The organism is Rufibacter sp. JT20002 (assembly GCF_056491185.1).
This window is the reverse complement of record NZ_JBSZJY010000006.1, coordinates 172,001-185,567: the sequence shown is the minus strand read 5'-3', so window position 1 is coordinate 185,567 and position 13,567 is coordinate 172,001. Positions and strand designations below refer to the sequence as shown.

The following is a 13,567-nucleotide window of genomic DNA, read 5'->3' as shown; positions in this document are numbered from 1 at the left end:
GGTCAGGCCCGGCTTCTACGCCAAAATGGAGGCTCTCTTCCGGCGCTTCCCCCAAGCCGGCGCCGCCTTCTGCAATTATGATGATATAAATGAGTCTGGTGCATATCTCAGAAGCTATGCGCCTGTGCAAGAAAAGGCCGGAATCCTGAACAACGGCCTTTTCACAGTAGCGGGGCAACAGCGTATTCAGTACGTTTCCATGGTAGTCCGCCGCGAAGTATATGAAACCTTAGGAAGTTTTTATGGGGTCACCTACGGCGAGGATTGGATCATGTGGGCCCGGATTGCCAAAAGGTACCCGATAGTGTACTCACCTGAACCACTTGCTGAGTACCGTAAACACCAAGGCTCCATTTCCTGGCCCAAGGCGGAAGACGGGCAGACCACAAAAGACCTGGCGTATGTCATTAGGCATATAGAAGGGATGCTACCCCTAGAGGAAAAGCACCTCATGGAAAACGCCAAAAAAGGTTGCGCGCTTTACTGCATGGCCAAAGCTAACGTTATTTGGAAACAATCAAGGAATCTGGCGGCGGCCAAGGACCAGGTAAAATTGGCTTTGAGTTTAGACAGATCTGCTAAGCTTTACTACCACATTTCTAAATTTTGCTTGAAAGTGGTGATGAGGGTAGGATAAAGGGGGAAAGCACTTCACCAACAAGATCGGCCGCAAGAGAAAAAGGTGACTTTATCCCATTCGGCTTTAATCATATTAGAAAGGAAACCTACTTTTGTGAACACCCCTTCTTTTCCGCCCAGGTAGTTAGGTCAGGCCTCTTTGAGGGTGGTTTTCTAAAAGTTTGCTTAAAACATGAAAAAGTTATTATCGCTGCTGATAGGTTTTCTGATGCTTAGTTCTTTCGCCATGGATAAACCAGCGTATCGTTTGTTCCAAGGCAGCGGCAAGTCGCTGAAATACGAGAAAATGCTGAAAAAACTGGCCTCAGCAGATGTGGTGTTCTTTGGCGAGCAGCACAACGACCCTATCGCGCACTGGCTGCAAGCAGAAATCACCAAGGATCTGTTCCGGCTGCACGGAAAGCAGTTGCTATTGGGAGCCGAGATGTGGGAAACCGACACTCAGGCTGCTGTTGATTCATTCCTTTTGGGGCAACTGGAGGAGCCCAAGTTCGTGGAGGCAAGCCGGGCCTGGCCCAACTACGCCACCGACTATAAACCAATCCTGCATTTCGCGAAGGCGAACCAAATCAAAGTCATTGCCACTAACGCGCCCCGTAGATCAGCCAGGGTAGTTGCCCGCGAAAGCTTGAAAGGGTTAGAGGCCCTGCCAGCGGAGGAAAAGCAATGGCTTGCACTGTTGCCTATTAGGGTTGATCTGGAGTTACCCGCCTACAAGCACATGCTCAGCATGTTCGGGGATTCACACGGCACCTCGGCGGCTTCTGCCCAGATCGTGGAGGCGCAGGCTCTGAAAGACGCAACCATGGCGCACTTCATCAGCAAGAACCTACAGAAGGGGCAGCGCATGTTGCATCTCAACGGCGCGTATCACTCAGACCACCACGAGGGTATTCTATGGTACCTCCACCGCCTCAGGCCCGAATTGAAAGTAATGACCATCTCCACCGTGCTGCAGGCAAAGTTGGAGGACTTGGAAAAAGATAACCGGAACCGTGCTGATTTTGTGTTAGTGGTTCCAGAGAGCATGACCAGAACCTATTAAGGTACCAGTTCTGTGATTTGCCTTGGGATTGTCAGGAATTTCCAGTCTGTTTTTCCAGAAACCGCGCAAAACCCATCAACAACGAAAATGGAAATAGCGAGGCGTTCCCCCGTTTTAAAACCATTTTTCAAAAATGAGGCACAAAAAAAGACCTGCTATACAGCAGGTCTTTTGATAAGGTAATTTGTGGGAATGTTATGCAGAGAAGGAGCTTCCGCAACCGCAGGTGCTTTTGGCTTGTGGGTTGTTGAAGACAAATCCGCGGGCGTTCAGGCCATCCTGGAAATCTACTTCCATGCCCATCACATACATTCCGTGTTTCTTGTCCATGATCAGTTGAACACCGTCCAACTCATAGATCTCGTCGGCATCCTTAGCCTTGTCGAACCCTAACAGGTAAGACATGCCTGAGCAGCCGCCGCCTTGTACACCAATCCGTAAACCGTATTCTTCCGGCACGTTTTTATCTTTCATGATCACTTTCACCTCGTGCAGGGCACGCTCGGTAAGTGAAATAGGGGCTTTTTTTACAGTTGTGCTTTCCATAGTAGTGGCTTATGCGCCGTAAAGTTACTAAAAACTAGCCTGTTTCTACACGTGGGCGCTATACAATAAGAAACCAAAAAACCGGGAAAATGATTCAGCGGCAACCTGTTCAAAATTTTCCCGATATTTACTTTGCGAACAAACGCTTTTATTAGCCTTGCTTTCCATTTTACGCAAGTGGAGAGGCAAGGGCTATTTACTTTATTTTTATGACCACAGACACTTCCTCCATAGTTCTTCTAATTTTATTAAGCGCCATTCCAGCCCTGCTCATCGGCGGAGCCATGTACCTGCTCACCCAAAAATACCTGGAGCGAGACTACCGGAAAAAGGTGCTGGACATCCGGCTGAAGAACAGCGAGACTATTTTGCCCATCAGGTTGCAGGCCTACGAGCGCATTATTCTGTTTCTGGAACGCATCACGCCCAGTAATTTATTGATAAGAGTAAGTCCTTCTGGCCTAACCGCGACTGACTTTCAAGCCCAACTGCTGATGGAGATCAGGGCGGAGTATACGCATAACCTTTCGCAGCAACTATACATGAGCGAAGCGGCTTGGCAACAAGTAAAGAAAGCCAAGGAAGACGTGGTCTCCATGGTTAACCAAAATTACCAGAACCTGCAGGACAAAAGCCGGGGCACCGAGCTGGCCAAGCGCGTTCTGGAGAATGTGCTGCACAACGAGGTGGATCCTACGGCGCAGGCTATCCAGTTTCTGAAGCGGGAATTACACGAGATTTTCTAAATCGGTTTTATAGCCTTCAGGCAGTACATCAAAGGTAGTTTGTCTTCCATGCCTTTGATCCGCCATAAGCCGTCTGAAGCCTGCACCGTATTAGAAAAGCAGTTATAATAGGAGTAAGGCAGTTCCTGAAACTCCACCACCTGCAACTTTTGGTTCAGTAGCGCCGTGAAAACTTCGCTCACGGCATGGTTCCAGGAGTACTCGGTGTAGTGGATGGGCGCGTCCGGATCAGTGTAGGTGCCCGAGGATTCTTCTACAATAGGGCCACCGGTGTTAAAATAGGAGTACTCCACGCGGGTGAAGTGGTTGTCAAACATCCAGACGGCCGGGTGAAACTCTACCAGCAGGAAGGTGCCGCCCGGTTTCAGGAAGTGCGAGATCACCTGCGCCCATTTCTCCAGGTCCGGAAGCCAGCCAATAACTCCGTAAGAGGTAAAGACAATGTCAAACTGGCCTTCTAGGTGCTGCGGCAGATCATAGACGTTGCAGCAGACAAACTCGGCGTCCAATCCAAGCTCCTCGTTCAGTTGCCGGGCCAGGCTGATGGCCTCATCTGACAAATCTACTCCCGTGGCTTTGGCGCCCAACCGGGCCCACGAAAGCGTATCTTGCCCGAAATGGCATTGCAAGTGCAAAAGCTTTTTGCCCTTCACGTCACCCAGAGCCTCCAATTCCAAAGGGTTCAAACTGCTTTTTCCATTCCTGAAAGCTTCTACATCATAAAACGTGGAGTCTTTGTGCACGCCGGTGCGCAGGTTCCAGGCTTGCCGATTGATTTCAAAGTAATCTACAGATGCATCCATGGCCTTTTTAGCTTGTTTAGATGAAAATAAGCAAAAAATAGAAAAGAAGATAGCGGAGGGATTTCTGATGAATAAAGTGGTGAGATACTATAAGGCAACTAAGTCGTTACCTGGAGCTGCTTTAAAAGGGAAAAGACAACTGCCCGCCCTGGTGCTTTCCGTAATTTAAATTGGAAACCGTGATACCCAGCAGTCGGACGGGCTTGGTGGGGAAGAAAGGCGTGCGCAGCAATTCAGCGGCAATGTCTAACAACACTTCCTCGGCCCGGACGGAGGAGAAGAAGGTTTTGCTGCGGGTGTTCAGGGTGAAGTCGTGATACTTGAGTTTGAGGGTGATGGTTTTGCCCGAGGTTTCCAGACGGTTCAGGTCATAGGCCACTTCCTCGGCCAAGCGCTGCAACTCAGGCAACATCTCTTCCTCGGTCTCCAGGTCTTCATTGAAGGTGCGCTCTGAGCCAATGCTCTTTCTGATGCGGTTCGGTTCCACGGGGCGCTCATCCTGCGCACGGGCAATCTGATAGAAGTAAGAGCCCGATTTCCCGAAATGCCGCCGTAGGTCCACCTCAGAGCGGTTCTTTAAATCGGCCCCGGTATGAATGCCCAATTGCTTCATCTTGGCCGCGGTCACATCACCAATGCCGTAAAATTTCTCAATAGGCAAGGCTTCCACAAAGGCCTCGGCCTCATCGGGCAGGACCACTGTGAGGCCGTCGGGTTTGTTTTTACCCGAGGCTACTTTCGCCAGGAATTTATTGAAAGATACCCCTGCCGAGGCTGTTAAGTGCGTTTCCTGCAAAATCTCGTGTTTGATGCGCTGCGCAATGAACATGGCCGACTTCAAGCCCTTCTTGTTTTCGGTGACATCCAGGTAGGCTTCGTCCAGGGAGAGCGGTTCCACCAGATCGGTGTAGCGGTGGAAGATTTCCCGGATCTGCCGGGAGACCTGTTTATATACCTCAAAGCGGGTGGGCACCATGATCAGGTGCGGACACTTGCGGAGGGCCACCTGCGAAGGCATCGCGGAGAACACCCCGTATTGCCGCGCCTCATAGCTGGCCGCCGCCACCACACCCCGTGCTTTTGAGCCACCCACCGCCACAGGCTTTCCGCGCAGCGCCGGGTTGTCGCGCTGCTCTACGGAGGCGAAGAAAGCGTCCATGTCTATGTGGATGATTTTGCGCACAGGTACTAGGTTAAGCTAATAGGAATTGACGGGAATTTGCTTGGTGAAGAGCTGTTTTAGTTGCCCCAAAAGGCCAGGAACGAATTTTTTCGCTCTGATAATCAGCCGGAAAATGGAAGCTGGTTTTTCGTTGTAAAATGATTTTTGAACTTGCAGCGTTAGTCTACGTACTGCGAAGTTAGTCTATGAAACCTATTTGGACTAGTTTAGCGGATAGGTTCTTTCCATTTAAGCATTTAACAAACCCACTTAATCTATCTTTACTATGAAAATCAGATCTTTACTGTCTCTTATTGCTTGCGGAGTTGCTAGTCAATTCATGGTTGGGTGTTCTTCAAGCCAGTACTTTGACTTCAGTACGCCTGCAACCACTTACCATAAAGCCGCTCCGGCCCCTGCTGAAGCGACACCCGTTGAAGCAACTGCTCCTGTGGAGACAGAAGTAATATCTCAGGCGGAGCCAACTCAGGCCATTGCTCCTTTGACTTCTTCTAAAGCAGACGCAACCCCGGCCCTGGAAGCCAACGCGGCCAGACCAGTTGCCTCCAGAGAAGTAGCCCGTACCGCTCCTTTGACCTCTGCGGCGGTTGCCTCGGCTTTGGAAGCGAACCCAAGCGTGAAGGCCCTGGCCAACGAGCTAGCCTCAGCCAAAAGCAAAAAAGATGTGAAAATGGCTACCAAAAAGATCATGCGCGAAGCAAAAGCCGTGAAGAAAGCCAATGCCATTAACCAATACATCAAAATTGGTTTGATTTTATTGGTGGTGGGTGCGCTGTTGAGCTTGATCCCGGGGTTAGGCCTGGTGGGTGCCATTGCGGCCATCGTAGGTCTGGTATTTATCTTGCTCGGCTTGCTTGAAATGTAGATCACGCAGCATTCAAATATCCTTAGTGTTAAACCGGCACCGTCTTCGAAGGCGGTGCCGGTTTTGTTTTGGGGCTGATTTGGGTAAAACTGGTTCTAAACTGTTTCAGTCATCGTGTCGATGTAGGTAATATAAGACATAGCCCAGGAGGGTGACCGCAGCCCTGATAGCCCACCCTAAGGGCCGACCCCAATTATCTACCCACAAAAGCAAAAAGTGATTTGCCCCGAAAGTGGCAACCAAAAGCGAAACCAAGCCAACAAGGAACATTCCTAAGCCAATGAATTTCATATTACAGTGGGTTTTAGAAGGCGTGAAAGAAAGGAATATGTACAAGATGCTTCGCTGTTGCTTTTTCCATACACTTCCGCAGAAAACTATGTCTTATAAACAAAAAGAGAGGCACCGTTTAAAAGACGCTTTCATAAAAGCAGCCTCTAAACGGTGTCTCTCTTTTTGTTTGCTCGGTTAAGAATCAGTTGCCGTTGCGGCAAAAAGCTTAGTTGTTGTATTCCTGCGGAACTCCGCCGGTACCCGCCTGTGAAGGAATACCCATTTTACGCTCGCGCTGCTGTTGGTACTGCTGGAACTGGGTCACCGAAAGCACTCCTCTCAAAGATTCAAGCCGGGTGGAGCCAATCAGGTCCATGGTGGCTTTCAATTGGCGTGGATCATTCTTGTAATCCTTCTTGGCCTTTTCAAGTTGCTGGATACTTGTCAGGTTAATCGCCTTTACCTTGGCGGCCTGGGCAGCGTTCAGTTTTAGGTGCTGGGTCATGGAATTGGTCATGGCCTGGGCACGGGCATCAGGAGTAACGGCCGGGGTCTGAGCCTGGGTCGCCAGCGTGGTAAAAACAAAAGCCAGCAAAAAGATAATCCTCTTCATATAAATCAGGGTGTAAATGCTTTCAGATCGAGGGCTTCCTCGTCGGTTTCCTAAAACCAAAAGGATGGCGTTTGGTTCCGGTCACTCGGCTGCAAAGGTACAAATACCGGGCCAGCTTCTGATGAAGAGCTGCCCAGAAAAGCAAGGCCGGCAGTGCGGGGTTTCCGCTAATTTCGCCTTATCTTTGAAATCCGTTGCCTGCCCTTACAACGCAGCAAGTAAAGAACAGAGTCTTTTTCAGAACGATTATTTAGCATGCCAGAAAACCATTTCAAGACGATTGCGGGGGAGCTGCAAGTAAACCAGAAGCAAGTAGAAGCCACTGTGGCGTTGCTGGACGAAGGAGCCACTGTGCCCTTCATTGCCCGGTACCGCAAGGAAGTAACCGGTAGTTTGGACGAGGTAGCCATTGCTACCATCCGCGACCGCGTGGAGCAACTCCGCGAGCTGGACAAACGCCGCGAAAGTATCCTGAAATCCTTAAAAGACCAGCAGAAACTTACCCCGGAGCTAGAGGCGCAGGTGTTGGCCGCCGAAACCATGGCCGTGCTGGAAGACATTTACCTTCCATACAAACCTAAGCGCCGTACCAAAGCCACCATTGCCCGGGAGAAAGGCTTGGAGCCACTAGCGCAAAGGTTGTTTGAGCAGGCTAACATGGACGTTGCCTCTGAGGCTGCCGCGTTTGTGAGCGAAGAAAAAGAAGTAAAATCAACCGAGGAAGCCTTAGCCGGTGCCCGTGATATCATTGCCGAGTGGATCAACGAGAACCCAGAGGCCCGCGCCAGCATCCGGAATTTGTTTGAGAAGAAAGGCGTGTTCAAGGCGCGCGTGATTCCGGGCAAAGAAGAGGAAGGCCAGAAATACAAAGATTACTTTGAATGGGACGAGCCCATTGAGAAAGCCCCTAGTCACCGCATCCTGGCCATGCGCCGCGGCGAGAAGGAAATGGTCTTGATGCTGGATGCCCAACCCGAGGAAGAGGCAGCGCTGTCCATTCTGGAAGACCAGTTTGTGACCGGCCACAACGCCGCCGCCGAGCAGGTAAAGCTAGCCATCAGAGAAAGCTACAAGCGGATGCTGCGCCTGAACATGGAAACCGAGGTGCGTCTTTCTTCTAAGAAGCGCGCCGACGAAGAAGCCATCCGGGTGTTTGCCGATAACCTGCGTCCTATGCTGTTGTCTGCGCCGCTGGGCCAGAAGCGCGTTTTGGCCATTGACCCGGGTTTCAGAACCGGTTGTAAAGTGGTGGCCCTTGACGAACAAGGCAAACTGCTGCATTACGAAGCTATTTTCCCGCACAACGGAGCCCACCAGGCCACCACAGCCGGACAACAGGTAATGGTGATGTGCCACAAATACCAGATTGAGGCCATTGCCATAGGCAACGGAACCGCCAGCCGCGAGACTGAGACCTTCGTGCGCGGTTTGGGCTTGCCCAACAACATCGCCATCATCATGGTGAACGAGAGCGGGGCCTCCATCTATTCGGCCTCAGACGTGGCCCGCGAGGAGTTCCCGGATCAGGATATTACCGTGCGCGGCGCCGTTTCCATTGGTCGTCGCTTAATGGACCCTTTGGCCGAGTTGGTGAAAATTGATCCTAAATCCATTGGCGTAGGCCAGTACCAACACGATGTGGACCAGAATGCGCTCAAGCACAGCCTGGACGATGTGGTGATGAGCTGCGTGAACGCCGTGGGTGTAGAAGTAAACACCGCCAGCAAGCAGTTGCTGACCTACGTCTCTGGTCTGGGACCGCAGTTGGCGCAGAACATTGTGGACTACCGCAACCAGAACGGACCGTTCAAAACCCGCAACGAACTGCGCAAAGTAGCCCGCCTAGGCGATAAGGCCTTTGAACAGGCAGCCGGCTTCCTGCGCATCAGAGGCGGTAAGCACCCGCTGGACGGCAGTGCCGTGCATCCAGAGCGTTATGCGTTGGTAGAGCAAATGGCGAAAGATCTGGGTGCTACCGTGGAAGACCTGCTCAAGAATGCTGACCTGCGGAAAAAGATTGACCTGAAGAAATACGTGTCTGACACCGTGGGGCTGCCTACGCTGCAGGACATCATGAGCGAGCTTTCCAAACCTGGCCGTGACCCGCGCGAAAGCTACGAGGTGTTCAGCTTCACCGAGGGCGTGAACGAGATCAAAGACTTGCGCCAGGGCATGAAACTGCCGGGTATCATCACCAATATCACCGCTTTCGGAGCGTTCGTGGACATTGGGGTGCATCAAGACGGCTTGGTACACGTGAGCCACTTGTCTGACCGTTTCGTGAGCAATCCGCATGAGGTAGTGAAAGTGGGGCAGAAGGTAGAAGTGACCGTGCTGGAGGTGGAAGTAGGCCGCAAGCGTATCGCGCTTTCCATGAAAGGTGATCCGCAGGCCGCTGCCCGCCCAAGCCGCGGCAATGACCGTAAGCCGGGCAACACCGGCGGTGGTAGTCGTCGTGAAGCACCAGTAGAGGAAGAAGATATGGCTACCAAACTGAACAAGTTGAAAAACATGTTCCGGTAGGTAGATTCAGATTGCATAAGGAAAGGGCCAGTGGTTTGCACTGGCCCTTTTTTGTTTTCAGGTGTTTTAAGCAAAAGGTGGCCTAAACGGAATTCAGGTTGAGGTTCTAGATTCTCCCCTTGAGGGGAGAATCTGCGCTTAGTGAGCCTCTACTTTGTGGCTGCCGCCACCTTCTTGGACTTGATTAAATCCATGGTGAACTCCAAATCTACATCCCGTTTCTGAATGAGATCCTCGGCAGTGTATGCAATAGGATAATCAGGAAGAATGCCTCGATCTTTGTGCGGGTAGCCAGAAACAGCCATGAAGTAGTTCCATTGTGGAATGGCGATTTCAAGGTCGGTGTTGGGGAGTTTGACGGGTACGTGGAAACCACTGGTGTTGCCGTAGTAAGCGCCGCCGGTCTCGCGGCCGATGAAGGTGGCGCGTTTGTGGTGGTGGGCAATGGCGCAGAATTCTGAGGTCACCGAGAAGCTATAGCCATCGGTTAAGATGTAGACGTCCCCTTTGAACGGGTTCTTTTGAGGTTTTTGCTCCCGAAGGGTTTTCTTGAACCGGAAGGTGTAATTATCACCTTTGGTTTTAGAAATGAGGCGTCGGTAAATGGGATACATTTCGGGGAGCCAGATGATGTTCTTCTCAAACGTGAACTTGTCTTTTTTAGGCACCAGCATGCTGTCATAGTACCTGAACTTCTTGTCCGTGAGATAAGAGTAGAGCAGAGCACCCCATTTATCAACCCCGCCTTCGTTGCCACGCAAATCAATGATGAGGTGCTGGGTGTTTTTGGCGTTCATCTGCCAGAAAATGTCTTTCATCACCTTCTCCACATCCATCTCGTTCTTGTAGATGTTGAAGTTCTCAATTCTGAGCAAGGCGGTATTATGGTCTTTGTAAGAGACCCTGATCACGCTTTCCTTCTTTTTCTCCCGTTCCTTTTCCAGTTCTTGAATGGTCTCCAAGGTAATAGCCGGAACCTGGGTGGTTTTTACTACGGGGCTGCCCGGAGCCTTGAAAGCAATTTCATAAGTAGAGGAAGCACCAATGTACGTGCCATAGTAAAACGGCAGGAAGTTGTCCAGGGAAAGCCATTTCACGGCCTCGCTGTTGCCATCGGCGAAGAACACGGTGGGCAGAAGTTTGTCTACCAGCGCCGGGATGGGCATTCCGTTAATGGCGACAATCTCTGAGGCCAGCGGAATGGTGGTAGTGCCTGCCAAGTTGTGGACCAGATGCGCCTGCTTGCCGGTGAAATGCAGCTGCAGCGGAAAGAGCTTGTCCAGGTTGTAGTAGTACTGGCCGTGTTTCCGCTGACGGGGCATCCACTTGATGTGTCCGTCTTTCAGGGCGGTGATGAGTGGCGTGGCGGCTACAAAGAACTCCTGCTGCGTCATGGGCCGGGTGAGGGTCTGGCCCACACTGTCAAATAGCGCCTCAAAGCGTTCTTTGGAAGTGTAGCGATACATGCCGGGGTGCGCCTCGTTGAGCACCTGGTGCATGAACTTAAGGTCTTCCTGCAACTGGGCAGGACTGAACTGCTGCGTTTGGTCAGCAGCAGTTGGAGTTGTTTGGCTCAGGCCCGGATACGAGCCCAGCATAAACAGGGAGAATAGACAGCGTCTCAAGAAGTTTGATTTCATAGTGTTAAAAATGATTGAACACTGCAAACCTATAGATGCGGGAGACGCCAGTCGTCCGGCCCGCTAAGTTCAGACCTGTTTTAGGTAATGATTATAGCGCATCCGCTGAGTTCAGACGGTTTTCGGAGTGGGTTCTGACGTATTCAGACGGCGTCTTTCCGGTCTGTTTTTTGAAAACGGCGTTAAAAGTGGCTTTGGAGTTAAACCCGGCTTCTTCGGCCACGGCCAGGTTGGTGAGGTGCCTAAACTTGGGGTTCACCAGCATCAGCTGCGCCTCGGCCACCCGGTATTGGTTCACAAAATCATAGAAATTCTTGCCCAGTCGATTGTTGATAATTTGGGAAAGGTGGTGCTTGGAGATGCCCAGTTTCTCGGAGAGTTCCTGGATGGTGAGCGTGGGTTCCAGGTACGGCTTCTGGGTGTCCATGTAGGTGAGCAGCTGGTCCAGGTACGTTTGGCCTTCTTCCTCCTTTAGCGTGGACTTCTGGTACTTTACGGCCGGGACAGTGTTTTGGGGCAGTTCCTCCAAAACCGGCTCTAAAATAAGAATCGGTTCTTCCACTTTTTGGGCGGGAAAACCTGGCTCTGGTGCAGCCGGGGCCTCGATGAAGATGCGCGGTTGGGCCAAGGCTTTGTAGCCGATCCAGTAAATCAAGCCAATCACCCCGAAGTAATGCAGATGGTAGCGATAGATCTGGATCAGGACCGGCACTTCCCATTTCTTCGCGTAGAACGCCACAATAGCCACTACTATAATCACCAGCATAAACAGGCTGAACTGCCAAAGCCACTGCAGCCTAATTTTCTCCACCTCAGAAAAGGAATTGGCGATTTCGCGGCGGTAACGGCGGTAGTTCCAGAGCGAAAGCAGCAGGTAGAAACTCACCATCACCAGCGCCAACTGACCAATAAACCCGAAATCATCTTTAGAGGCTAGCTCAAAATCATTGAGATAGGCTAGCTTCTCTTCCCGGCTTTTAAGGTAATAAGGCAGCAGGTAGAAAAAGACCAGCGCCGCCGGGATGAAATGCAACGCATCAACGGGCTTTAACCTGGGATTTTCGTGGGTCAATTTGGCTGAGAAAAGGTAGATAAGCGGCGCGAAGAGGATAGGCAGGAGCCAGCTTACCTTGCTCAGGTGCGGAAACGTCAAGAAAAAGTCGCGGGTGTCAAACGCCACCAGTACCGACTGCAGGGAGATAAGCAAAATCAAGACCGCCAGCAGTCGGTTAGCTAATTGGTTCGTGCGTCGGGTTGCCAACAAAAACGCCAGTACCAATCCCTGTACCGCTCCTCCCACCAAAATAATCTGTACCACCTGCGTAGACATTACCTGTAACCGCTTTACCTACCCAAATGTAACCAAATCTTCAGGAAGGTGATTTTACCTTTAAAATTTACCATAAATCTAAGGATTCCATTGTTTTAGAAAGTCTTTAAAGCCTAGGTTTTATTTAAAATTTGGAAATGTATTGAAAGACTGAATTTATAAGTGGTTGTTTTTCAATGGGTTAATGCTAAAATAGGAAATGGAGCTAATTATTACTTGAGTCCTATTCATTTGTTAGATCGCTGCAAAACCTGAACCTGTTATTAGAGGTTAATACATTGATGAATTTTGCTTTCAGGGTAACCCTAAAAAAGGGCTTATTAACGGCTTCGAGAAGGCAAAAAAGAAGAAAAAAAAGCGATGGAGACCGAATCTTTCTTGCAGTTGGAGACCGACCGGCTTCACCAGCTTCTGGTGCTGCACTGGCAGGGCTTTGTCCCTAGCGAAGTGTACCGCGAAGGCTTAATGGAGGCAGTTCAGGTTTCCAGAAGAGCCGGTCTGCAGTGTTGGGTCATGGACATGAAGCACATGAAAGTCATCAGGCAAGCCGATCAGGAGTGGACCATTGCCACCTGGTTCCCCAATTACCAGTTACTGGGAATCAAACGATTGGCTTTTGTGGTGTCTGAGGATATCTTCAACCAGATGGCCGTGAGTAGCATGGTGGCCACGCTCCGGCCTAAGATGCGCACCGAGGTAGAGTACTTCCAGGAGTTGAACTCGGCGTTGCGGTGGGCGCAGGAAAACACCGGTGGACTTAGCGATTTTGGTCGGTTTTCCGTAAAATAGCCCAAAATCGATCGTACATTCTGCATGAACATCCGCAAAAAAGTAAAAGTGATTCTTCCCCTGGAAGGTGGCCGGTTTGTGGCCCTAGGTGTATTTGTGAAAGCCGCCGAGCAGGCGCAATGGTCTGACCAGGAAATCCAGTCAGTGATTGACGAGGTGGTGGAAGCTAGTGAAGCCGAAGCCCTGTCCATCCTGCAATCGTACACCGTTTCGTAATTACTTTTCTGCCATGCCCCTAAGCCCCAAACTGGAAGCCAAACTAAGCAAAACCTACGAGCCCGACAGCCGCCTGGATGACGTGTTCGCCGGCAATGACCTTACCTTTATTACTGACAAGCAGGGCCACCCCGTTACGCTGTTCATCGGCAAGCGCAAACCAGACGGCAGCATCAACGGAGAGCGCTACGTGCGCCGCCTGAAGTTTGAGGCCGATGGCACCACGCTCAAATCCAGCCACTGGGAAAACAAAGGCAAAGTGACCCGCTTTTGATTTCAGGCCAGTTTTGCAGAACTGGGCTTAAAACCTTTCCCTTTGATCTTAAGTTTGGGTTAGACATTCCAGATTCTTTCCA

15 protein-coding genes are annotated in these 13,567 nt (G+C 50.9%); 8 read left to right on the top strand and 7 right to left on the bottom strand.

The genetic code is table 11. From position 1 onward, the window contains the following. The coding region (locus ACW9SV_RS22110; protein ID WP_479558960.1) for a glycosyltransferase family protein at positions 1-637 on the top strand (637 nt) is incomplete at its 5' end. 174 nt (positions 638-811) lie between these two features. Continuing rightward, positions 812-1,684, top strand: coding sequence for a ChaN family lipoprotein (locus tag ACW9SV_RS22105; RefSeq protein ID WP_479558959.1), 873 nt, complete (start codon positions 812-814; stop codon positions 1,682-1,684). A gap of 195 nt (positions 1,685-1,879) precedes the next feature. Here ACW9SV_RS22105 and ACW9SV_RS22100 read toward each other — a convergent pair whose 3' ends face one another. After that, the gene (locus ACW9SV_RS22100; protein ID WP_123127363.1) at positions 1,880-2,230 is read right to left on the bottom strand and encodes a HesB/IscA family protein; all 351 of its coding nucleotides are present in this window, start codon (positions 2,228-2,230) and stop codon (positions 1,880-1,882) included. A gap of 209 nt (positions 2,231-2,439) precedes the next feature. On the opposite strand from ACW9SV_RS22100, the gene ACW9SV_RS22095 reads away from it, so the two are divergent. Continuing rightward, positions 2,440-2,976 carry a DUF7935 family protein gene (locus ACW9SV_RS22095; protein ID WP_479558958.1) on the top strand — a complete coding sequence of 179 codons (537 nt, stop codon included), beginning with the start codon at positions 2,440-2,442 and terminating at the stop codon, positions 2,974-2,976. Here ACW9SV_RS22095 and ACW9SV_RS22090 read toward each other — a convergent pair. Together ACW9SV_RS22090 and dinB are read right to left on the bottom strand one after the other, a co-directional pair. Further along, positions 2,973-3,779: a class I SAM-dependent methyltransferase gene (locus ACW9SV_RS22090; protein ID WP_479558957.1), complete on the bottom strand. Its 807-nt coding sequence runs from the start codon at positions 3,777-3,779 to the stop codon at positions 2,973-2,975. The genes ACW9SV_RS22095 and ACW9SV_RS22090 overlap by 4 nt on opposite strands. Before the next feature lie 121 nt (positions 3,780-3,900). Then, the gene (gene dinB, locus ACW9SV_RS22085) at positions 3,901-4,962 is read right to left on the bottom strand and encodes a DNA polymerase IV (RefSeq protein WP_479558956.1); all 1,062 of its coding nucleotides are present in this window, start codon (positions 4,960-4,962) and stop codon (positions 3,901-3,903) included. 265 nt (positions 4,963-5,227) lie between these two features. Between dinB and ACW9SV_RS22080 the strand changes: the two genes are divergently transcribed. Continuing rightward, the gene (locus ACW9SV_RS22080; RefSeq protein WP_479558955.1) at positions 5,228-5,827 is read left to right on the top strand and encodes a hypothetical protein; all 600 of its coding nucleotides are present in this window, start codon (positions 5,228-5,230) and stop codon (positions 5,825-5,827) included. A gap of 105 nt (positions 5,828-5,932) precedes the next feature. Here the strand turns inward: ACW9SV_RS22080 and ACW9SV_RS22075 are convergent, their stop codons facing one another. Together ACW9SV_RS22075 and ACW9SV_RS22070 are read right to left on the bottom strand one after the other, a co-directional pair. Next, a complete protein-coding gene (locus tag ACW9SV_RS22075; RefSeq protein ID WP_479558954.1) occupies positions 5,933-6,118 on the bottom strand; it encodes a hypothetical protein in 186 nt (61 codons plus the stop codon). Positions 6,119-6,326: 208 nt separating this feature from the next. Then, the gene (locus tag ACW9SV_RS22070; RefSeq protein ID WP_479558953.1) at positions 6,327-6,713 is read right to left on the bottom strand and encodes a hypothetical protein; all 387 of its coding nucleotides are present in this window, start codon (positions 6,711-6,713) and stop codon (positions 6,327-6,329) included. Between the two features lie 255 nt (positions 6,714-6,968). Here ACW9SV_RS22070 and ACW9SV_RS22065 point away from each other — a divergent pair, with 255 nt between their 5' ends. After that, positions 6,969-9,236: a Tex family protein gene (locus ACW9SV_RS22065; protein WP_479558952.1), complete on the top strand. Its 2,268-nt coding sequence runs from the start codon at positions 6,969-6,971 to the stop codon at positions 9,234-9,236. A gap of 149 nt (positions 9,237-9,385) precedes the next feature. Here ACW9SV_RS22065 and ACW9SV_RS22060 read toward each other — a convergent pair whose 3' ends face one another. Both ACW9SV_RS22060 and ACW9SV_RS22055 read right to left on the bottom strand, forming a co-directional pair. Further along, positions 9,386-10,876 carry a S41 family peptidase gene (locus ACW9SV_RS22060; RefSeq protein WP_479558951.1) on the bottom strand — a complete coding sequence of 497 codons (1,491 nt, stop codon included), beginning with the start codon at positions 10,874-10,876 and terminating at the stop codon, positions 9,386-9,388. 91 nt (positions 10,877-10,967) lie between these two features. Then, positions 10,968-12,206: a helix-turn-helix domain-containing protein gene (locus ACW9SV_RS22055; RefSeq protein WP_479558950.1), complete on the bottom strand. Its 1,239-nt coding sequence runs from the start codon at positions 12,204-12,206 to the stop codon at positions 10,968-10,970. A gap of 360 nt (positions 12,207-12,566) precedes the next feature. Here ACW9SV_RS22055 and ACW9SV_RS22050 point away from each other — a divergent pair, with 360 nt between their 5' ends. Genes ACW9SV_RS22050 through ACW9SV_RS22040 form a run of 3 tightly spaced genes read left to right on the top strand, consistent with a single transcriptional unit; the run spans position 12,567 to position 13,485 of the window. Further along, positions 12,567-12,995 carry a hypothetical protein gene (locus tag ACW9SV_RS22050; protein ID WP_479558949.1) on the top strand — a complete coding sequence of 143 codons (429 nt, stop codon included), beginning with the start codon at positions 12,567-12,569 and terminating at the stop codon, positions 12,993-12,995. Positions 12,996-13,019: 24 nt separating this feature from the next. Continuing rightward, positions 13,020-13,211, top strand: a complete 192-nt coding sequence (locus ACW9SV_RS22045) for a hypothetical protein (RefSeq protein WP_479558948.1) — start codon at positions 13,020-13,022, stop codon at positions 13,209-13,211. Positions 13,212-13,224: 13 nt separating this feature from the next. After that, positions 13,225-13,485 (top strand): hypothetical protein, encoded by a 261-nt coding sequence (locus tag ACW9SV_RS22040; protein WP_479558947.1) that lies wholly within the window; start codon positions 13,225-13,227, stop codon positions 13,483-13,485. The last annotated feature ends 82 nt before the right edge of the window (positions 13,486-13,567 follow it).

Excerpts from the sequence above, each read along its gene's own strand:
- ACW9SV_RS22095 (WP_479558958.1), top strand. The coding sequence starts at position 2,440 with ATGACCACAGACACTTCCTCCATAGTTCTTCTAATTTTATTAAGCGCC.
- ACW9SV_RS22075 (WP_479558954.1), bottom strand. The coding sequence starts at position 6,118 with ATGAAATTCATTGGCTTAGGAATGTTCCTTGTTGGCTTGGTTTCGCTT.
- ACW9SV_RS22105 (WP_479558959.1), top strand. The coding sequence starts at position 812 with ATGAAAAAGTTATTATCGCTGCTGATAGGTTTTCTGATGCTTAGTTCT.
- ACW9SV_RS22050 (WP_479558949.1), top strand. The coding sequence starts at position 12,567 with ATGGAGACCGAATCTTTCTTGCAGTTGGAGACCGACCGGCTTCACCAG.
- ACW9SV_RS22040 (WP_479558947.1), top strand. The coding sequence starts at position 13,225 with ATGCCCCTAAGCCCCAAACTGGAAGCCAAACTAAGCAAAACCTACGAG.
- ACW9SV_RS22090 (WP_479558957.1), bottom strand. The coding sequence starts at position 3,779 with ATGGATGCATCTGTAGATTACTTTGAAATCAATCGGCAAGCCTGGAAC.
- ACW9SV_RS22045 (WP_479558948.1), top strand. The coding sequence starts at position 13,020 with ATGAACATCCGCAAAAAAGTAAAAGTGATTCTTCCCCTGGAAGGTGGC.
- ACW9SV_RS22080 (WP_479558955.1), top strand. The coding sequence starts at position 5,228 with ATGAAAATCAGATCTTTACTGTCTCTTATTGCTTGCGGAGTTGCTAGT.
- ACW9SV_RS22060 (WP_479558951.1), bottom strand. The coding sequence starts at position 10,876 with ATGAAATCAAACTTCTTGAGACGCTGTCTATTCTCCCTGTTTATGCTG.
- ACW9SV_RS22100 (WP_123127363.1), bottom strand. The coding sequence starts at position 2,230 with ATGGAAAGCACAACTGTAAAAAAAGCCCCTATTTCACTTACCGAGCGT.
- ACW9SV_RS22055 (WP_479558950.1), bottom strand. The coding sequence starts at position 12,206 with ATGTCTACGCAGGTGGTACAGATTATTTTGGTGGGAGGAGCGGTACAG.
- ACW9SV_RS22065 (WP_479558952.1), top strand. The coding sequence starts at position 6,969 with ATGCCAGAAAACCATTTCAAGACGATTGCGGGGGAGCTGCAAGTAAAC.
- ACW9SV_RS22070 (WP_479558953.1), bottom strand. The coding sequence starts at position 6,713 with ATGAAGAGGATTATCTTTTTGCTGGCTTTTGTTTTTACCACGCTGGCG.